This window comes from Candidatus Neomarinimicrobiota bacterium (assembly GCA_041862535.1).
Lineage (GTDB): Bacteria > Fidelibacterota > Marinisomatia > SCGC-AAA003-L08 > TS1B11.
The window spans coordinates 1-18,302 of record JBGVTM010000306.1; the positions used below are offsets into that span (position 1 = coordinate 1).

The following is an 18,302-nucleotide window of genomic DNA, read 5'->3' on the forward strand; positions in this document are numbered from 1 at the left end:
AAGGTATACTCGGAACAGGAGCCGGTGCCCCTTTTCAGCACGACCGGAGCCACGTTCCAGCCACCCTCCAGCTTGTACTCCACCGTGTTGCGCACGTAGTCGAATATCTTGCGGGCCATCCAGTAGGGATTGGTCTCGTCACCTACAATTTCCTTGGCCAGATCCTGGATGTAAGGATCGTCAATCTGATACTTGCTGCCGTTAGCGGTATAGGTCTTCCGGATGTCCCGCGGAACGTCCTTCAGCGTGCCGCAGCGGTGGGGGAAAATGAAGTAATTGATCTCGGAGACCTCGGCCTCAACCGTCATAATGGTCTGGATGGCGGCTTCCGACTGGATATCCTCATAGTGGAAATGAGCGAAAGCCTGGTTCCAGCGGTCGGTGATGGTCCGGTAGTCCTCCGGGGTGAACGATTGGGCTTGAATCTGCTGCTGCGGCAGGTTTTCCGGGATGGCGATGTAGACGTTCAGCTCCTGGAGCTGTCCCTGACCATAGACCTTGACTTCATGGGTAAAGGTCACGCGCGCCTTTCTCTGATTTTCTAGGGTGTAGAGCTCATCGTCTTCCCGCACGAGCTGGTAAAGGCTGTCGGCTTGATAATCTACGTTCCATAGATATTTTCCATCCCAGGTCAGGCCGCGAGGGTAGGGCCTCGGAGATTTCATTACGATGATGACTTCGCCATCTTGGGGATCGATCATATGGATCTCGTCCAGGATGCGGTCGGCGCACCACAAATAGGTGCCGTCGAAGGTCAGTCCCTGGGGATTTTCAGCAGGAGCGGAGAAGGATTGGACAGCGGTGCCGTCACTCAGGTCGACTTTCATGATTTTGTCGGCCCCGGCATCACTGACCCACAGCGTTTGACCGTCCCATGCCAGTCCTTCCGGACTGCTGCCGGGGGCGTCGATGGCCCTCAGGATCGTCCCGTCCGACGGGTCAACTTGAAATATCTTTTGCTGCTGCTGATCGATATTCCATAAGTAGCGCCCATCCCAGGTTAATCCCAGCGGCCAGAAGCCGGGCGAGGCCAGCTCCTTAACCACGGCACCCGTTTTCGGATTCATACAGACCAGCTTGTCCGCTTTATGATCAGTCACCCATAGGTTGGTGCCGTCGAATGCCAGTCCGGTCGGGCAGGTAAAGGGGGCTTTAAAAGAGTGAATGACTTTGCCGGGATGGGCCAGAGTCGAGGTTGAAGTTCCCAGAAACAGGAACAGGATGAGGGTCGGCATATAGCGCATGATTAGGATTTCCTTTGCTAGAATGATAGGGGGTGTACTCTTGTTTCCTATATGATAGGTGCAAAGGTCAATGAAAGCAAGCAAAACGGCGAATTCATCCGGGTAGCGGCTCATTTGGGGCTACCGGTGCCCGGGTGCGGGCACTTTCGAAACCCGGCCCGGACAACTTTCAGGTTCTGTGCCTTGACATCGGGTAGGCGGGCTGGGTACCTTGCCGCCAAGTGGTTATCTAAGAGTATTTCAATGGCACCTTGGTTCGGGGATAAACCCGACCTCACGAAACATGCTGAGCCAACGGGATCTGGTTCGGGGGGACCGGCAGAGGACTTACGGCGTTATTATCGGCAGTCCCTGGTCGCGTGGATTGCGGAATTGGAATCGGCTGGTGCGTCCCTGTTGGCCCGCGAGCCGGGGGCGGTTGAGACTGTGCAGCAGATCGCCCACATCCTGAAGGGATCGGGCGGCACTTTCGGCTTCCCGGAGATCACCACAGCTGCTAAGGCCCTGCAAAAAGCCAAGCAGGAGGACCTGTCGGCTAGCCTGGAAGCGTTGCTGGCAATCCTGCGCAGCGTGGTGGCCTCGGAGGCGGAGCGATAAAGTCTGCCGCGGACAGGTCTGAGCAATATATTACCTAGCAGATGTCATCCTCGCTAGGCTAATTTCACCGGTGCCGGCCAATAAGACCGGCACTTAGCAGTAATCTTATATAAGGAACTGACAATCGTCGTTCCTGATCGATCGGAACAGCAAGTCCCGTATCGATAGTACAGACGGGATGGGGGTCTGATATGCGTATAGCGGTAATTGACGATGATCCCGGCATTCTGACCTGGTTCAGCAGCCAATTGGCAAAAGAGGGCCATGAGATGTTCACTGCACCGGATGGCGAGCAGGGCCTTAAGCTCATATTGGAGGAGGAGCCGGATGTCTCATTGGTGGACTTGAAGATGCCTGGCCTTGATGGATTGACGGTGATTAGGAAAGCTCTGCAAAAGCTGCCGCAGGCCCATATAATTCTCATAACAGCCTACGGGAATATCCGGACGGCAGTGGAGGCCATGAAGCTGGGGGCTTTCGATTACCTGACCAAGCCCCTGGATATAGACGAAGTCAAGATGCTCCTGGCTAAGTGCCGGCAGCGGATCGAGATGGAGAAGGAAAACATCCTGCTGAAGGAGCAGATGGAACAGCTGAGCCGGGGGGAGATCTACATTACCAGGAATAAGGCGATCCAGCGTCTGTTGGAGCAGGCCCGAAGTGTGGCGGGAACTGACTCCACCGTTTTGATCACCGGTGAGAGCGGTACCGGCAAGGAGGTGTTTGCCAAGTATATTCACAAGAACAGTCAGCGGGCACGCAAGCAGTTCATGGTAGTGAACTGCGCGGCCCTCTCGGAGCAGCTGTTGGAGAGCGAGCTGTTCGGCCACGTGAAGGGATCATTTACGGGGGCCTATGCGGATCACGCCGGGTACTTTGAGGTCGCCGATGGTGGCACCGTCTTTCTGGACGAGACGGGTGAGCTCAGCCCGGCCATGCAGGTGAAGCTCCTACGGGTGCTGCAGGAAAAGGAGTATTCCCGGGTGGGAGAGACCAAGACCCGGCGCACCGACGTGCGGATACTGGCGGCCTCCAATCGCGATCTGCAGCAGCTACTGACGGAAGGGAAGATCAGGGAGGATTTCTACTATCGGATCAACGTGTTCGAGTTCCACCTGCCGCCGCTGCGGGAGCGGCCCGAGGACATCATGTTCTACTTTGAGCGCTTTATCAGTGAATACGCCACCCAGATGAACAAGCCGACCCCCCGGATCGACCCGAATGTACGGGACCTCCTGCTCACTTATGACTGGCCCGGCAACATCAGAGAGCTCAAGAACGTGGCCGAGCGGTCATCCATTCTCTGCAATCCCGAAACGGGGGTGATTTCCAGCGACCTCATTCCCGACCGGCTGGCCTGGAGCACCGCCAGGGAGCTGGACTACGAGGGCGATGACTTCAAGCTCGCCAAGGAAATGATGGTTAAGGAATTTGAGATCAATTTCATTACCCAGCACCTGCGCAAGCATAGAGGTAACATCGCTGCCACGGCTCGGAAGATCGGCGTGCATCCGGTCTTTCTGCGGCAGAAAATTGCCAGCCTGGGCATCGACGCCAAGCACATCAAAGACGAAAGCGCCAAGGCTTAAGGTCCCGGCGCTTTCCATTTTCCTTTATTTAGTCCTTCAATTGACTGCGGCTATTTTCTCACCGCTGCCGCAGCTAACCGCAGGGCCTGCCCTGAGCCGAGTTTACCCTGAGCCTGTCGAAGGGAAGGGCCTGCCCGGAAGGGGTTCGAAGAGACGCTAAGGTCGCAAATTAGTTCAGGAGCAGGGGCTTATTGCGCCCCGTCCCTACTTAATCCGGATAACCTCCACCAGGTCGACCAGCATAGCGCTATAAACTATGCCGCCGGCGTTTAGATTTAGCGTCGGAGTTTCATTGGCCGGGCAAAGGAGGGTGTCTTCGGTTTCGTAAGCAGTCCACACGGAATCAGAGATATAGATATCGATATAGCTTAACCGCTCGCCCTCTTCGTTGAACCACGATAATGAAACACCGCCGCCGAAAGCCAGGTTCTTGCCCCAGCAGCGCAGCTTCAGATAGCGTTCCTCATCCGCTGGAAGCAAGTCGAGGCGAAAGTGGGGGACAATACATGTTCCTGATACAAATAAGGATTGATTCCCCCCTTGAGGAGGAGTATCGGTCCGGAATTCAACGTCACCATATCCCCACCACCCGGCGGTATCGGCAGGAGATTCGAAAGAGTTGAAGTAGATCACCACATCATCCTCATCCTGTTCCGGCTCAACTGCCTCCTTGCATGCGATGACAACGCACAGGGCGAGAGTTAAAGAGATGAGTATGGCGATTCGAACGAGCCGCATTGAACGTCCTTTCCTGAGCACAGGGTTGACCTGCGCTAATATAAGGTTGTTAATACCGCCTTTCCGCATTTGTCAGTGGTCCTTGCGGCCGACCGGGCTTAGAACGCCTCGCCGTAATCCCGGATGATGCGGTCGATCTCCTGGAGGGCGAACTGCCCCAGGCGCTGCTGCCGGTTGCGGGCGGCGGTATCGGTGGTGCCCAGATCGCCGAGAACAATGATATTTTCGTCGTTCAGGCGGGTAGCGGGACCAGTGTAGTTGAAGCTGCCGGCGATGATCACCTGCCCATCGATGACCATGAGCTTGTGGTGGAGCTTGTTCAACAGGGCCTTGTGGGGAACCGCGTAGAGTTCGGCCCCGGACTTGGCCACATTCCAGGCCGCCGCCCACTTCTGCCGGGCAGCGGGTCCGTCCAGGGCGCCGCGGATTTTGACAGCCCCGGTGCGGGCCAGGGCAATCATGGTGTCGTCGATGCCTGACGATTCGGCAAAGGTGAAGATGGCGAAATCAATGCGCTCGCGGGCCTTGGCCATCTGCTTCATGATCTCCATTTCCGGGTTATGGTCCGGCGCGAAGAGCACCTTGACGCGCACGCCGGAGACATCCACCTCCGGAGGTAGGGGATCGTGCCCTTCGTTCAACTTGCCGAAGTGGCCCTGCATGATCTCCTTAAACTCCCGCCAGTAGACCCTGGCCACCTGCTTGTCGCGGATGATCACCACGTGGTTGAGGTTCTGCGATACTCCGGTGGGGGTGAAGTTGGTGGAGCCGCTGAGCACGGCCGCCTCTTCACTACCGGAGTCGCGGACCATGAACTTCTGGTGGAAGATGTGGGGATTGTAATCGGTGTGTATCCGGGCGTGGGCGCGAAGCAGGGCGTCGTGGATTCCGCGGTTCGGCTCGTTGGCACCACCGGGGCTGAAGGGGGTGGATATTGCCCGGTCGACGCTCAGGTAGTCCCACTCGATGACTATCCGCACCACCACCCGGCGCTGGCGGGCCCGGATCAGGGCTGAGGCGATGGGCACCGATTCCAGTTCCTGTACCGCCACATCCAGGCGCTTCCTGGCGCCGTCGATGAATTGGACGATGATTTCTTCCAGGTTGTCGGGGGCCCCCAGCTCCGAAGGGCCCATATACAGCTCAAGGTTACCTATTTGAAGGCTCATATCATCCCCCTCTCTTTGACTTAAGTATATTAATATAAGTCAAGACGGAGTGCCACCACAATCTCAAGGCGGCGTCGGAGAAAGTTGTCAATATAAAAAAGCCCTCCCGCATGAGGAGGGCCTTATTGGGTTTGTGTTAGGCTTATGGCATCATTCCTTTAGCTTGAAATCAACCGGGACCGCGACCCATACTGCTACCGGTTCCCCTTCCTGTAGGGCTGGCTCCCAGGTGACGTTCCGGAGCGCTTTAATAGCGGCCTCGGCCAGGCGGGGATCGCCGGAGTCGTTGCGCATGACCTTGATAGCATCACCAGTCTGGCCGTTGGCCAGCACCTGAAGCGTGAGAATTACCATTCCTTCCACGCCGGCCTTCTTAGCCTCTTCAGGGTAGATCAGATGCTTCTGGATAGCTTTGAACCCGCCGATTGGGACGGGCGGGGTGTCATAGGGAACGAAGACGGGTTCAAACTCCCCGGCGAGTTCCTTTGCGGGCGGCGGCGCAGGCGATTTTGACAAGCCTGCGGCAATATCCTCTTCATGTTTTTGGCATTGAGAGGCAATTAAGAGCAAGCCGAATGTCAGGCTCGCCAGCAGCAGTTTCTGATTTGTCGTCGTACGCTTCATAGTTCGCTCCTTTAAGCTGATTATGTGAGCAAGTCGTTTCTTAAAATTGTTTTTGGTCTCAGAGAAACAGGTTCCCGTCTGGAAGGCCGGGCGGGGAAGCATGCTGTTATGTAGCTGCTCCAACAGTAGTTCCCCGTATTGCCGCGGTTCCATAGCCGTGCGAACCAGCGCATACTCGTCACAGATCTGCTCCCGGTAACGGGCCAGGCGGATTACCATGATCCATGTCAGAGGGTTCAAGGGGTGCAGCATGAGGGCGATCCCCTGGAGCAGGTTGACCAACCCATCCCGGCGGCGGATGTGGGCAAGCTCGTGGTAGAGGATAGCCCGCAGGGTGGCGGGTTCAGCCCGGGCGGCCTGGGCGGTCAGGTAAATCCGCGGGCGCAGTAGACCGATGGTGAGAGGCGAAGGAATGTGGTCCGAAGTGAACACCGGCGGCCATACCTCCCCTGAAAGCGGCCAGGCCTGGGAGGGAGACCACCGGCGCGCCGGTGAAGCGTACAGCTGTACCCGGAATATGACAAATCGAACGGCTATCAGAATGAGCAGCGCCAGGGATGTCCCCAACCAGGCTAGGAGCAGGATCGCGCCCAGTGATGCCGAGGTGGTCTCCCCAGGCTGCATAGGTGCCAGACCTATGACAGGTGCCAGGAAGGTGAAATTCTCCTCAGTGCCAGGCCAGAGGTCCAGAGCCGGTATGGACAGCACCGGCGGCCAGAGAGCCTTGGCGAGGGCCACCAGCCAGAGGGCGTACCGGAACCTGGACGTGGCTTTCGATATCCAACTGTCCAGGGCCAGAACAACCAGCACGACGATGGTGAACTGGATTTCTAGCGGCAGCAGGACTGTCAGTAGCGCAGGCGCCTTCAACTGCAAAGTCTGCCACAGGCCGGTCATCGGCTTTCTTCTGTATGTTCAGCCAGAATCCGCTTCAACTCCTGCAGCTCCTCAGGCCTGAGTTTGACGGAACTGACCAGAAAAGAAGCCATGGCGCCCAGGGAGCCTTGAAACATGCGCTGAGCGACCCCGATCAGCGAACCCCGTAGTACATCCTCCCGGCCCCTGACGGCGGAGTAGTAGTTGATCCTACCCTGCTTGCGGCGTGTCAGGAATCCCTTTTCTACCAGTATATTCATCAGGGTCTGAACGGTGGTGTAGGCCTTTTCCGACCGGGGATAGGCGGCTTCCAGGACCTGCCGGACGGTAACGGACCTGCCCACGCGCCAGATTGCGTGCATGATTTCCCACTCCGCGACGGAAAGTTCCTTTCGAGACTGCTTCATCGGCTCCTCGCTCTACTAATCTCTTAGTAGCAATCTACTAAATGATTAGTAGCCCCGCAAGCTGTTTTCTTTAGGCTTGGGAACGGTCAGGGGATTGCTATATACAGGCGGTCCGGATACCAGCTACTTCTCGGCCCAGTTGCGCAGCTCCCGCTTGATCTTCTCCTCAATCTTCCGGCCGATTTCCTCCCATTCCTTGTCCCTCCCTTCCTCCTCTTCAGCCCAGTCACGAATGGCCCGGCGGACCTTCTCCTCCACCTTCTCACCGATCTTCTCCCACTCGCGGTCACCCATCTTATAAGCCCGCTTCTTGCAACTGAACGGACTTGAACCGCTGCCGAAGAATATGGCCGCTCCCAGCAGGAAACCGAAATTGTACCAGCCGCCGGTATTGTTCACCTCGTACATGTGCACCGTGTCGCTGAACAGGCTGATGATGAACGTAACCACGCAGATCAGCCCGTGCCATAGACCCGCCCAGAATCCGGCCGCCTCGGCCACAAACCGCTCATTCCCCGGCGCACAACCGGAAATGACCAGCAACGTGAAAGCAAATCCTATCAGCGCGAGGCGCTTGGTACTGGTAACCATTTTTTCATTCCTCCTTACTCGGCGTACAGGTCGATTATCCGCTCAATGGCCTCGGTGCAGACGCGGCAGTAGTAGTGGTGGTTGCGGCTGAACATAATGCAGTCCACCTCGGGTCGGTAGAGTCCTTTAGCCTGATAGCTGGCGCCCTCGAAGGCCCCCACCTTGCCGAAGTACGGTTCGGCCTCCAGCATAGCCTTCGTGATGGCCTTCACCTCTCCGAAGAGAGCATCCATGGATTCCTCGGAGGCGCCCTGCTCCCGCAGCTCACGGCGCTTCTGCTGGTAGGCATAGGATGCTGAATCGTAGGCGGCCTGGTTCCAGGGAGTAGGTATCGGCGTATCGATGTCCAGGAGATGCCACCACTTGAGCTGCTGGGGGTCCAGCAGGGCAGTGACGTTTGGTTCCCAGGGCTCCACGCCGGGCGGGATGAATTCCTCGTAGGCCACCGTCGAGGCGTAGTACTCGTCGCCCAGGCCGCCGAAGGAATGGCCGAACTCGTGGATGAGCAGATAAGGTGCCTCGTTGCTCCGGGCCGAGGCGGTGGTGTACAGGTTGAGGATCCCCCCGCCGCCGTACTTGCGGTCATTGAACAGGATGATCAGGGCATCGTAAGGTGCCTGGGCGGCAATATCGCGGATGATTTGATTGGCCCAGGTAAGGACGTAGCGGTCCAGGTCGAAGGCGTTGAAGCTCAGACCCAGGGGGCTGTCGCGCCAGATGCCGGCCCGGGGATTGGAAATGCCCGACTCGACCGCAGCCAGGTCGATGGCCCGAACGTTGAAGTCGCCCTTGCGCGAGTGGTAGGGTTCGGCGCCAAACAGGACGCCCGCCAGCCGCTCCACGTCCTTGTGAAACTGCCGGCGCTCCTTCTTGGTGTAGCCCTCACTCAGGAAGAGAAGGTCCACTTTGGCGGCCGGGGGGCCGTTTTCGAACAGCGCCCAGACCTTGCCCTGGGCTGCGATGGAAGAGCGGTTCACGAAACGGCTCTGGGGATCGACTAGGCCGGTATAGATCGGGTGGAAGGCGCCGTCGTTCCCGCGCTTGTTCAGGATGATCCGTACCGGTTTGCGGGGCTCGGGAAAACGCTGGGATTCGTGGAAGCTGTGCCAGATACCCTTCCGGGCCTCGCCGATGGTTTCCCACTCGCCGTAGATGCTGGCGAAGCCCCGCGAGTAGATCACCTGTCCGGAGGCGGTATCTACCACCTGGAAGAGGTACTTGCCCAGGTTGGTGTCATCCACCAGGTGGGCGCGGCTGCCGGGCCATGAACCCTCCAGGCGGACCTGGTCGAGGCTGATGTGCTCCTCCGTAGCGGTACCGCTGTGGTAGTAATCAAAGCGCAGGGTCTGGCCGGTGAAGTAGTTGTCGAAAGCCTGGCCGAGAGTATAAGCCAGGGGGAGCAGCAGAAAGAGAAGTAGACGGCGCATGATGTCACCTCATGAATGTTTGCGATGGAGAGACCTTAAAATTTAGCCATGAGGATTGCGGATGTATACGTGAAGTTCCCCCCTGAAAGCGCTGATAGTTGATCCTTTCTGGACCGGAAATGTTTGCTTTGTCGGGATCTATGGTAATATATTAACATTGCAACAATGTTACATGAATATGGAGGTAGTTATGCCGACAATCAGGATTGATGACGAGGTGTGGGAAGAGTTGAAGCTGCGCGCAGTCCCGCTGGAAGATACGCCTAATTCGGTTCTCCGCGTGCTGCTGAAGCTGGAGATTGGCAAGGGGAAACGGAAGTCACGCCAGCCGGCCCGGCAGCACGGCGCCGCGCAAGTAGAGGGGGGCACGCCCCGGCATGAATTCCGGGCACCGATCCTGCGGGCGCTCTCCGCGCTGGGCGGTGCGGCCCAGGAAGGGAAGGTTCTAGCCCATATTGAGCAGCAGCTGGCCGATCAATTGACCGAGGTTGACAGGGCACCTATACCCGGCGGCAGGGACCGGGATATCCTGTGGAAAGTCGCGGCCAGAGAGGAGCGGCGCATCATGGCCCGGAAGGGCCTGGTAAAACAGGAATGCCCGAAGGGAATCTGGGAACTCACCGAAGAAGGCTTGGTCGCCGCAGAAAGGCTCAGCCGTTAAGCCTTAGCGGTAGGGGCACAGCGTGCTGTGACCTTAACGAAGCGGCCTACCGCGTAAGACTGAACTTCGCCGCACTCACCGCCCCGAAAACGCCGTAACCGCCGGTGACAGTGGTGAGGGTCTCCTGGTAGGTCTGCGGCTTGAGGGTAATGGTGGTGGTCAGGTAGTCGGCCAGATTGGCGTCGTATCCGTAGATGTGGACGGTGAGGGTGTCTCCCGGCTCGGCGGCGGTATTGAAGAAGAGGGGCAGCGGGCCGGTGCCGGGATTCGAGAAGCGGTAATGCAGCGAATCAGAGGACGAAAGCAGGTAGACGTCGTAGAGGTCGGTATCGGCGGTTGTCAGCAGTTCGAAGTAGACCCCCTGTTCCATCACCACCGGACCGGAATGCGCCGCCGGCTTGACCGGCACCACGGTGGTGTCGGTGAGGGTGGGGAAGTCGCGATGTTCAATAGTGAGGTGGTACTGCTCACCTGCAACCGGGAAAAAGTCGTAGTTGGTGTAGATCTCCCCCCGCAGGCTGTCCAATTCATGAGTGAATAAGTAGGACGTGGTATCGCCCAGCCCCTGGACGCGTACCGTTGCATCCGTGACGATGGGGATAAAGCTTTCATCCCATTCCAGGGTATCCAGCTCTTGGTAGCGGTAGGCCCGCTCGATGTAGAAGAAGGATGAGCCGGGTTGGTCATCCAGGCGGAGGATTCCCAGAATATTCAGACTCGGTTCGAACTCGGTTTCGACGATGGTGGAAGGCTGGGGTCCGGGTTCGTGGGGTAAACTGCAGGCCGCCAGGAGGGCTATCAGGAGACCAGCGAATACGGACTGGATGTATTTCACAGCGCCAACCCCCGCCTTAAAACTTGATGCTGTAGCCCACTCGCACCGACGGGAAGTAACTGATATCAAACCCGTAATAGCCATAGCCGGGAATGTAGAAATACAGGTATGGATTCCGCCGCAGGAAGAGCAGGTTCTGGATGGTGGTTGTCAGGTAGGCCTCGTCGGTGCCCAGGTATTCCGCCAGGCGGTAGCCGAAGCCGCCGCGCAGTTTCTTCTTCCAGCCGATCTCCCAGTTCAACAGGGGCGGGAAACGCACGTTGTTCTTCACCGGGGTGAGGTACTCCGGGAAATAGCCGTAGGTGTTTTCCACAGGATTGTAATCGTAATGATTGACGATGCCCGTTTCCCAGGTCTTGGGGAAGCCGGAGGTGAACTGGAAGGTGGTGCTGGCGGTGATGTCACGGGTCAGGTTATAGAGCAAGACCGCCTTGAGGTTGTGGGTCTGGTCGCCGTCATAGAGGAACGTTTTGCCTTTCTGGATGGAAGGGTAGCTGCGCAGGGAGCGTGACAGGGAGTAGCCCACCCAACCGGAGAGCCGGCCCAGCTCCCCCCGGAGTAGGAACTCCAGGCCATAGGCTTCGCCGTGGCCTTGCTCCAGGGCGGCTTCGTAGCTGTAAATGGCCGCGATGGTATTGAAGTAGTCAAAACGGTACAGGTTGGTGAGGTCCTTGTAATAGGCCGTCACGGAATAATCCAATCGGTCGCTGATTTTGCCCTCGATCCCCAGAATGTGGTGGATTGAGGTTAGGGGCTCCATTTTTCGCAAGGGGTAGTAATAGTCCATGTACTGGCTGAGCTCGGCATCCTGGGTATTCATGGCGGTGACGTACTGGTGGTAGCGTCCCCAGGCGGCCTTGAGGGTGATGCCGCGCAGCTCCAGGGCCAGGGAAGCCCGCGGTTCCGGGCGCCACTCACTCTCCGGCGACAAGCGGGTATTTCGCAGGCCGAGTTTCAGCAGCAGGGGACCGAATTCGATCTTGTCCTGGAGAAAATAGGCCTGGAGGGTAGAGGTCACCTCGGCCGAAAAGGATGGCAGGGAGAACAGGCCGGCGTCGTTATAAAAGGTGAGCGCGTTCTGCTCGAAGCCCAGCTGCAGGGTCTGGTTCAGTAACGTGAAGTAGGACAGGGTCGCCTTGGTGGTGAGATCCGATACCTCGTTGATCACGCGGGTCTCATAGTTAAGCACAACGTCCACGTTGCCCTCGTAGGTGGTATCCTGAACCCGGAATTTGAGGAAATTTTTGTTGTTCACGTTGAATCCCGAGTAATAGAGGTGGGATTCGAGCACCAGGTTGGGGGTGAGTACGGAACGGGTCTGGAGGCCCATAGCGGTATTGTTGGTGTTGGTCAGGAAGCCGGTGCTGTAGTTGCGCAGGTACGGTTCTTTGAAGTAGATGCCCAGTCGGATGAAGTCGTAGTCGATGAAGTCGCGGGCGTAGAAGGCCGAGAGGCGCAGTCGGGTGCGCCGGATGTTGGCCTGGAGAGCGCCGTTGAAGTCGGCCATGAGGTTGGGCATGCCCATCATGATCCGCGAGAAAAGGTCGGTCAGCACCCGGCCCGAAAGCATCGCGGTTCCCAGATCGCGCACTGGGAATTCCACCGCACCCACGATCCCCGACGTGGACGGCCGGAACTCACCCTGCACCTCCTCCTTGTGCCCCTCCCGCGATGTAATATACAGGATAGAGGAGTTACGCCCCCCGTACTGCGCGTCGAAGCCCCCCACCAGCATTTCAATGTTCTTGATAGCATAGGGATTGAAAATGGCCTGCATGCTCAGAATGTGCTGGGGGTTGTAGATGGTCATGCCGTCGAGCTGCACCAGGTTTTCGCCCGGATCGCCGCCGCGGACGTAGTAAATGGGCGAGATGCGGTCCCCGATCGTGACACTGGGCGAGTACTTGATGAGCTGGAAAACGTCCTTATTGAACTGGGGCACTTCCTTCAATACCTGGGGACTGACCTCGAAGCTGGCGATGTCCATGTCTTTCTGGATGATGGCGCCCCGGTGGGCCGTGACGGTAACGGCCTGGGCCTGGAGCACTGTGGGAGCCAGGTTGATGGTCCCCAGAAACAGATCGCTGGCGCCCACCCGGATGGTCCGGCGATAGTGCTCATAGGCGATGTGGGTGAAACGGAGGGTAGTCTCGCCGGGCGGCAGCCGCTGGATGACGAAGAAGCCGTTGATATCGGTGGTGGCGCCGAGGGTGGTCCCCTCCACGATGATGTTCACGCCGATGATGGTCTCCCCGGTCTGGGCGTCGGCCACGTAGCCAGAGACATTGGCAGCGTGCAGGATCGCGCCGGTCAGAAGGACCAGTCCTGTAACGGGCGCTCTCACGGCAGGATTATCCCCACGGTAAGCAGCAGGCCGGTTGCGAACCGGGGCACTACTTCCGGCAGCACGTTGATGGACTGGTGGAGTCCCACACCGGCGAACAAGCCTTTGTGATAGACGGGGCGGTATTCCAAGGCGGCGGTAAAGCCGAAGTTGATCAGGAAAATGTTCCACCAGTCGATGTAATCGAACTTGTCGGTGTTGTAATTATTTGCGCCGAAGCGGTAGGCGAAGTTCAGGCGGCCGAGCCAGGCGGGATGCAGCCGGCGGTACCACTGCAGGTGATTGCCGCCGATGGCCACGGATTCATGCCGGGAGGATTTACGGTAGTAGATACCCATGCCCGGAGCGCCGCGGACGTATGTGGCCTGCTGGTCGGCGGGATAATTGAGTGTCAGGCGGCCATCGAGGATGAGGCCGTCCGGCAGGATGATGGTGTCCACCCAGAAGGCCAGCTGCCGCCGGTAACGATAGGGCATAGTTGGGCGGACCGATAGGTCTTCTTGCAGTGCCAGCTGCTGGGCCTGCATCCAGTCCTCGACGAGGCGGCCGATAACGTCCTCGATTTTCTGCTTGCGCTTCTTCTTGACCCGGTGCTCCCACTGCCAGTCGCGGATAGTGGTGCTATCATCAGCGATCAGCCGGGTATAGCCATTCAGCGACCAGCCGGTATGGAACATTGGTGAGCCATCATACCAGATGTAAATGTTGTCGATCACCAGGGTGGCATCGGGTTGCCCGGCGACCGCCGGCAGGCGCTGGCTCAGCATTTCGGCCAGCGGCTTTTCCAGGACCATATACTGGTCGACGGGGATATAGCGCCACTTCTTGATCTGGCGGATGCCAAGTAGCGGACCAGGCGACTCGCGGCTATCCAGGACCGGCAGCTGCACCTCCGGGGCAGCAAGATTCGAGTCCACCGGCAGGTTGATGACCAGGGTGTCGGCGATGAACTGGGACCAGCTGAGCTTCTGGGAGTACGCCGTAGACAGAAGCAGGATCGAAAGGAGCAGACCCTTTCTTATGGACGGGTGGTGATGTGCACGGCCAGGCATCAATCAAATTTAGGTCATCGCTGCCTGCTTATGACAAGATTTGGCGGGGAAAGGTTGTCGCCACGCTCCTGGTTAGGACTGCGATAGCCAGGGCTAAAGCGTGCGCTACGACCTTCTCAGTATGATGAAAAGATCTGTCGCCCGGAGGCCGCCAGCTGACGGATCAAAAGATAATGGCCGGAAGTATCTTCACTTCAGCAGCAGTGTAATCGACTTGCTATGGTAGGGCTGGAACAAGGGATGCGGTATGATCTATCACTTAGAAGTACTTATGAATTTCTGCCATAAGCAGATTCACCTTCGCTTCTTGTGCCCCCAATAACTGGAACGAGAGGCCGACATTCATATAAGTCGGTCTCTTGCCATTAATCAGTTGGTATCCCAACTTAGGTGCAACTACAAAGGACGTGCCCTTTCCGGATTCACTTTCACAGTCATCCGAGATAGATCCGAGTTCTTTGGTGACAAGGTTCAACAATACACCCGCAGCTAAACGAGACGAGAACCTATGTGATAACTGCGCGGCCAAAACCAACGTATTCCCCGGATCATAGGTATAGGACCAATCATACCCCTCAATCTCACCGCGGAGACCGAGTGTATATATAATCCCTGCTGACAGCAAGGTTGCTGTACCTAACTGCAGATCAGTGGCCGCCCCAGCCGATAGATCGAATTGGCCAGTACCGGTAGGAAATGCCTCGTCATCATCCAATTCTCCCTCGTGTGTGCCGGTTGTAGTCTTCATGGATCCAAGGGCGACCACTCGGTGTGAGGTACTTGTCTGAGCTAGAAAAGCTACTTCGAGAAGAATATCACCCAATCCGTTCTTCCCGTAACCACCAGGTGCGTCCAGCGATGACTGGGGTTCTCCATCCTCTAAGAAAGAATGATAGAGTACAAGCGGTACTGTCATGCCTAACGCTAATATCTCATTGACCGATTTTTCGATGCTCGTAGTCAGCATACCGATCGTCTCTACGGGACCACGATAAGAAACAACAGCCCCATCGTTGTCATAGTATGAGGATGATTGACCGTAAACCATTTGAGAGCGAACTGCCCAGTTGCCAACTGGAGGTCTTGATGTGAATCCCGGAAGGGGACCATTAACCAGACTCATGAGGCTTTGACTTCGGACGCCACTAACAGGGCAGAAAATGATAAGTGCTATTAAATAAATAGAGATGTATCTCATATGTCTTGCCTGCGAGAGTAATGATGAGTCGTCATGAAGTTTCTTACTATTGATAGACACATTTCAGCAAGATCATCTTAATCGCCTCGCTATCCTCCGGTGCTCCCACAGCCTGCAGGATCAGTCATCTCCCAACCTGATCCAACACCCAGCATCTAGCCTCCTTCCCCTGATTCCTCCCAACCCCGCAGCAGCTCCCTTAGGGTGGCGGCGTTCTTGGGCGCGCGGGCGTGGTAGTCGTTGTTGAAAAAGGCATACAGGGTGCGGTCTTCGAGCAGCGGCCTGACCCGCTCCGCCCAGGCGGCCAGCTCCTCGTCCGGATAATCGTACTGGTAGATCTGGTCGGCGGGGCCGTGGAAACGCAGGTAGAGAAAGTCGGTGGTGGGGATGATGGTATCGGGCAGGCCGTCCATACTGACGGCCACGAAGGCGGCCTTGTGCTGTACCAGGGTCTCGGCCACTTCGTCGTCCCACCAGCTGCCGTGGCGGAACTCCACGGCGTGCCGCACCGTTTTCGGTAGCTTCTCCATAAACGCATCCAGGCGGGGGACGTCCTTGTGGAGCGAGGGCGGCAGCTGCCACAGGATCACCTTCAGAGTATTCACAGGGAGGACCCGGCTGAGGAAAAATTCCAGGGATTCGTCAACATTGACCAGCTTCCGCCGGTGGGTCACCAGCCGTGAGCCCTTCATCACCATGTGGAAGCTCTCCGGCAGGCGGCGGTTCCAGCTGGCGACCATCGGTTCCGTAGGAACACGGTAGAAGCTGGCGTTGAGCTCTACCGTGTCAAACTGCCGGGCGTAGTACTCCAGCCGCTCGGTGCCCTTCACCTCCTCGGGATAGAAGCGCCCCTGCCAGTCGTCGTAGACCCAGCCGGAAGTGCCGATGTGGATGGTCTGGTGTTGCACCTTGTCAGCCCTTGCCTGCTATGGATTAGCGTCGGGCGAATGCCGGGTATTACTTCGGCAGATCTTCAATTCGAATCCCCCTACCCGCCTGGAGGTTCTCCCTGGCGGCTGTGATGCGCGCCAGGAACCGGGGGTCGTGCTCCAGACGGTAATCGAACCAGTCGTCTTCGGAGTCGAAGCCGATCAACACTCCTGCCGGTTTGCCGTGCCGGGTGATGATGATCTCCTCATCATTGGCCGCCTGGCGTAGGTACTCTGAAAGGTGGTCCTTGACCTCAGATAAGGGTACTTTTTTCATTTATTTGCCTCCAATTCTTTAAGCCAGTCGGCTGCCTGTGACTTAGGTACGATAGCTAGAATTTCTACCCTCTCTTCCCTAACGTCGTAAAACACGCGAATCTCCCCGACACGCAACCGGTACTGAGGCCGATTGGTGCCACGCAAGCGCTTTATCCGGCTTCTGCTTACCTTTTCCGGTTCATACCTTAGATGCTTCTCAATCGCATCTCGCAGAATAGAACGGTCTCGGGCTGACAAACGTTTGAAATCCTGTATTGCCTCCGGAGCGAATAGGATTACATGATCCATTCTGGCCAGATGATAGCCAGATAATGGCCGATTGTCAAGGGATAACTTCAAGCGGGAAGTAGCAATGCCGCCCCTGCCAGTCGTCGTAGACCCAGCCGGAGGTGCCGATGTGGATGGTCGGTTGCGGCATTTTAACTTAAGACCCTGATTCTAGAGAGGGCATCACCTAAAATATAATGAGCCAGATCGGACTTTTTCTGTATATTCCTTCTCCGTATTATGAAGCCTATTCCTGATCCCTATGATTATCTCATCATCGGTTCCGGCTTTGGCGGTTCAGTGGCGGCGCTGCGGCTGGCGGAGAAGGGCTACCAGGTGGCGGTGATCGAGCAGGGGCGGCGCTACCGGCCGCAGGACTTCCCCAGGACCAATTGGAACTTCCGTAAATTCTTCTGGCTGCCGCAACTGTTCCTGTATGGCATCCAGGCGATGACCCTGCTGAAGGATGTCTTCGTGCTGCATGGCGTGGGTGTGGGGGGTGGCAGCCTGGTGTATGCCGGCAACCTGCTGGTGCCGCCGGACGAGGTGTTTGATGACCCGGTCTGGGGTGGCACCGGGTGGAAGGAGCGGTTGGCACCGCACTACGAAACCGCCCGCAGAATGCTGGGCGCCGTCCAGAGCAAGGTGATAACCCCAGCCGATGAATACCTCAAGGAGTGCGCTGCCGATATCGGACGGGATGACACCTTCCACGTCAACGACGTGGGCATCTACTTCGGCGAAGAGGGGGTCACCGTGCCGGATCCCTTTTTCGCTGGCCGGGGACCCGAGCGCACCGGCTGTACCCTCTGCGGCGGCTGCATGGTCGGCTGCCGCTATGGCTCCAAGAACAGCCTGGACCTGAACTACCTCTACCTGGCGGAGCGTCTGGGGGTGGAAATCATCCCGGAGATGCGCGTGACCGACGTGCGTCCCTCGGCAGGTGGGGGCTACGAGGTGACCGCCCGACGGGTGACGGGGCTGCTAAGTCCCAAGGGGATCTATCGAGCCGGAGGGGTGGTCTTCGCCGGTGGCACGTTAGGTACGGTGAGGCTGCTCCACCGGTGCAAGACGCTAGGGTCACTGCCGCGCATTTCAGAGCAGCTGGGACGGTTGGTACGCACCAACAGCGAGGCCCTGGTGGGGGCCAAGGCCCGGGGGAAGGAAGTAGACTACTCCAAGGGACTGGCGATCACTTCAGGTATCTACCCCGATGAGAATACCCACATCGAGACGGTGCGCTACGGTAAGGGGCAGGATGCCATGTCGCTGCTGGGGACGATCCTGGTGGGTGGGGGCCGGCCCTGGCCCCGGCCGGTGCGGTTCCTGGGCAACATCATCCGGCACCCCATCAAGTTCCTGCGGAGCCTGTGGCCGTTCGGCTGGGCCCAGCGCACCACCATCCTGCTGGTCATGCAGAAGATCAGCAACTATCTGCACCTGGAATACAGGCGGCGCTGGTGGCGGCTGGGCGG

At 57.7% G+C, this 18,302-nt stretch carries 18 protein-coding genes; 4 read left to right on the forward strand and 14 right to left on the reverse strand.

What is annotated here, in order from left to right; genetic code table 11:
- The coding region (locus ACETWG_11040) for a transglutaminase domain-containing protein (GenBank protein ID MFB0517120.1) at nucleotides 1-1,244 on the reverse strand (1,244 nt) is incomplete at its 3' end.
- 243 nt (nucleotides 1,245-1,487) lie between these two features.
- On the opposite strand from ACETWG_11040, the gene ACETWG_11045 reads away from it, so the two are divergent.
- Together ACETWG_11045 and ACETWG_11050 are read left to right on the forward strand one after the other, a co-directional pair.
- A complete protein-coding gene (locus ACETWG_11045; GenBank protein MFB0517121.1) occupies nucleotides 1,488-1,841 on the forward strand; it encodes an Hpt domain-containing protein in 354 nt (117 codons plus the stop codon).
- Nucleotides 1,842-2,032: 191 nt separating this feature from the next.
- Nucleotides 2,033-3,430, forward strand: a complete 1,398-nt coding sequence (locus tag ACETWG_11050; GenBank protein ID MFB0517122.1) for a sigma-54-dependent transcriptional regulator — start codon at nucleotides 2,033-2,035, stop codon at nucleotides 3,428-3,430.
- Nucleotides 3,431-3,634: 204 nt separating this feature from the next.
- On the opposite strand, the gene ACETWG_11055 is transcribed toward ACETWG_11050, so the two are convergent.
- The 6 genes from ACETWG_11055 to ACETWG_11080 all read right to left on the reverse strand — a co-directional run bounded on the left by ACETWG_11055 (nucleotide 3,635) and on the right by ACETWG_11080 (nucleotide 9,262).
- Nucleotides 3,635-4,168: a hypothetical protein gene (locus ACETWG_11055; GenBank protein ID MFB0517123.1), complete on the reverse strand. Its 534-nt coding sequence runs from the start codon at nucleotides 4,166-4,168 to the stop codon at nucleotides 3,635-3,637.
- Nucleotides 4,169-4,266: 98 nt separating this feature from the next.
- Nucleotides 4,267-5,337 carry a phospholipase D-like domain-containing protein gene (locus tag ACETWG_11060; protein ID MFB0517124.1) on the reverse strand — a complete coding sequence of 357 codons (1,071 nt, stop codon included), beginning with the start codon at nucleotides 5,335-5,337 and terminating at the stop codon, nucleotides 4,267-4,269.
- A gap of 150 nt (nucleotides 5,338-5,487) precedes the next feature.
- On the reverse strand, nucleotides 5,488-6,858 hold the full coding sequence (locus ACETWG_11065) for a TonB family protein (GenBank protein MFB0517125.1): 1,371 nt from the start codon (nucleotides 6,856-6,858) through the stop codon (nucleotides 5,488-5,490).
- A complete protein-coding gene (locus tag ACETWG_11070) occupies nucleotides 6,855-7,244 on the reverse strand; it encodes a BlaI/MecI/CopY family transcriptional regulator (protein MFB0517126.1) in 390 nt (129 codons plus the stop codon). Before ACETWG_11070 ends, ACETWG_11065 begins: the two co-directional genes overlap by 4 nt.
- Nucleotides 7,245-7,367: 123 nt before the next feature.
- Nucleotides 7,368-7,835 (reverse strand): hypothetical protein, encoded by a 468-nt coding sequence (locus ACETWG_11075; protein ID MFB0517127.1) that lies wholly within the window; start codon nucleotides 7,833-7,835, stop codon nucleotides 7,368-7,370.
- 14 nt (nucleotides 7,836-7,849) lie between these two features.
- Nucleotides 7,850-9,262: a M64 family metallopeptidase gene (locus ACETWG_11080; GenBank protein MFB0517128.1), complete on the reverse strand. Its 1,413-nt coding sequence runs from the start codon at nucleotides 9,260-9,262 to the stop codon at nucleotides 7,850-7,852.
- A 190-nt stretch (nucleotides 9,263-9,452) separates the two neighbouring features.
- Here ACETWG_11080 and ACETWG_11085 point away from each other — a divergent pair, with 190 nt between their 5' ends.
- Entirely contained in the window at nucleotides 9,453-9,923 is a 471-nt protein-coding gene (locus tag ACETWG_11085; GenBank protein ID MFB0517129.1) for a hypothetical protein, read from the forward strand.
- A 46-nt stretch (nucleotides 9,924-9,969) separates the two neighbouring features.
- On the opposite strand, the gene ACETWG_11090 is transcribed toward ACETWG_11085, so the two are convergent.
- From ACETWG_11090 to ACETWG_11120, 7 genes are all read right to left on the reverse strand, one after another.
- Nucleotides 9,970-10,758, reverse strand: a complete 789-nt coding sequence (locus ACETWG_11090) for a DUF4249 family protein (protein MFB0517130.1) — start codon at nucleotides 10,756-10,758, stop codon at nucleotides 9,970-9,972.
- Nucleotides 10,759-10,774: 16 nt separating this feature from the next.
- Nucleotides 10,775-13,102, reverse strand: a complete 2,328-nt coding sequence (locus ACETWG_11095) for a carboxypeptidase-like regulatory domain-containing protein (GenBank protein MFB0517131.1) — start codon at nucleotides 13,100-13,102, stop codon at nucleotides 10,775-10,777.
- On the reverse strand, nucleotides 13,099-14,154 hold the full coding sequence (locus ACETWG_11100; GenBank protein MFB0517132.1) for a hypothetical protein: 1,056 nt from the start codon (nucleotides 14,152-14,154) through the stop codon (nucleotides 13,099-13,101). Before ACETWG_11100 ends, ACETWG_11095 begins: the two co-directional genes overlap by 4 nt.
- A 259-nt stretch (nucleotides 14,155-14,413) precedes the next feature.
- Nucleotides 14,414-15,352 carry a hypothetical protein gene (locus tag ACETWG_11105; GenBank protein ID MFB0517133.1) on the reverse strand — a complete coding sequence of 313 codons (939 nt, stop codon included), beginning with the start codon at nucleotides 15,350-15,352 and terminating at the stop codon, nucleotides 14,414-14,416.
- A gap of 155 nt (nucleotides 15,353-15,507) precedes the next feature.
- On the reverse strand, nucleotides 15,508-16,260 hold the full coding sequence (locus tag ACETWG_11110) for a DUF72 domain-containing protein (protein ID MFB0517134.1): 753 nt from the start codon (nucleotides 16,258-16,260) through the stop codon (nucleotides 15,508-15,510).
- A gap of 49 nt (nucleotides 16,261-16,309) precedes the next feature.
- On the reverse strand, nucleotides 16,310-16,558 hold the full coding sequence (locus ACETWG_11115) for a type II toxin-antitoxin system Phd/YefM family antitoxin (GenBank protein ID MFB0517135.1): 249 nt from the start codon (nucleotides 16,556-16,558) through the stop codon (nucleotides 16,310-16,312).
- Nucleotides 16,555-16,848: a type II toxin-antitoxin system RelE/ParE family toxin gene (locus tag ACETWG_11120; GenBank protein ID MFB0517136.1), complete on the reverse strand. Its 294-nt coding sequence runs from the start codon at nucleotides 16,846-16,848 to the stop codon at nucleotides 16,555-16,557. Before ACETWG_11120 ends, ACETWG_11115 begins: the two co-directional genes overlap by 4 nt.
- Before the next feature lie 219 nt (nucleotides 16,849-17,067).
- Between ACETWG_11120 and ACETWG_11125 the strand changes: the two genes are divergently transcribed.
- On the forward strand, nucleotides 17,068-18,302 hold a 1,235-nt coding region (locus tag ACETWG_11125), incomplete at its 3' end, for a GMC family oxidoreductase N-terminal domain-containing protein (GenBank protein ID MFB0517137.1).

Excerpts from the sequence above, each read along its gene's own strand:
- ACETWG_11100 (MFB0517132.1), bottom strand. The coding sequence starts at position 14,154 with ATGCCTGGCCGTGCACATCACCACCCGTCCATAAGAAAGGGTCTGCTC.
- ACETWG_11085 (MFB0517129.1), top strand. The coding sequence starts at position 9,453 with ATGCCGACAATCAGGATTGATGACGAGGTGTGGGAAGAGTTGAAGCTG.
- ACETWG_11075 (MFB0517127.1), bottom strand. The coding sequence starts at position 7,835 with ATGGTTACCAGTACCAAGCGCCTCGCGCTGATAGGATTTGCTTTCACG.
- ACETWG_11060 (MFB0517124.1), bottom strand. The coding sequence starts at position 5,337 with ATGAGCCTTCAAATAGGTAACCTTGAGCTGTATATGGGCCCTTCGGAG.
- ACETWG_11070 (MFB0517126.1), bottom strand. The coding sequence starts at position 7,244 with ATGAAGCAGTCTCGAAAGGAACTTTCCGTCGCGGAGTGGGAAATCATG.
- ACETWG_11055 (MFB0517123.1), bottom strand. The coding sequence starts at position 4,168 with ATGCGGCTCGTTCGAATCGCCATACTCATCTCTTTAACTCTCGCCCTG.
- ACETWG_11105 (MFB0517133.1), bottom strand. The coding sequence starts at position 15,352 with ATGAGATACATCTCTATTTATTTAATAGCACTTATCATTTTCTGCCCT.
- ACETWG_11115 (MFB0517135.1), bottom strand. The coding sequence starts at position 16,558 with ATGAAAAAAGTACCCTTATCTGAGGTCAAGGACCACCTTTCAGAGTAC.
- ACETWG_11050 (MFB0517122.1), top strand. The coding sequence starts at position 2,033 with ATGCGTATAGCGGTAATTGACGATGATCCCGGCATTCTGACCTGGTTC.
- ACETWG_11045 (MFB0517121.1), top strand. The coding sequence starts at position 1,488 with ATGGCACCTTGGTTCGGGGATAAACCCGACCTCACGAAACATGCTGAG.
- ACETWG_11120 (MFB0517136.1), bottom strand. The coding sequence starts at position 16,848 with ATGGATCATGTAATCCTATTCGCTCCGGAGGCAATACAGGATTTCAAA.
- ACETWG_11065 (MFB0517125.1), bottom strand. The coding sequence starts at position 6,858 with ATGACCGGCCTGTGGCAGACTTTGCAGTTGAAGGCGCCTGCGCTACTG.
- ACETWG_11080 (MFB0517128.1), bottom strand. The coding sequence starts at position 9,262 with ATGCGCCGTCTACTTCTCTTTCTGCTGCTCCCCCTGGCTTATACTCTC.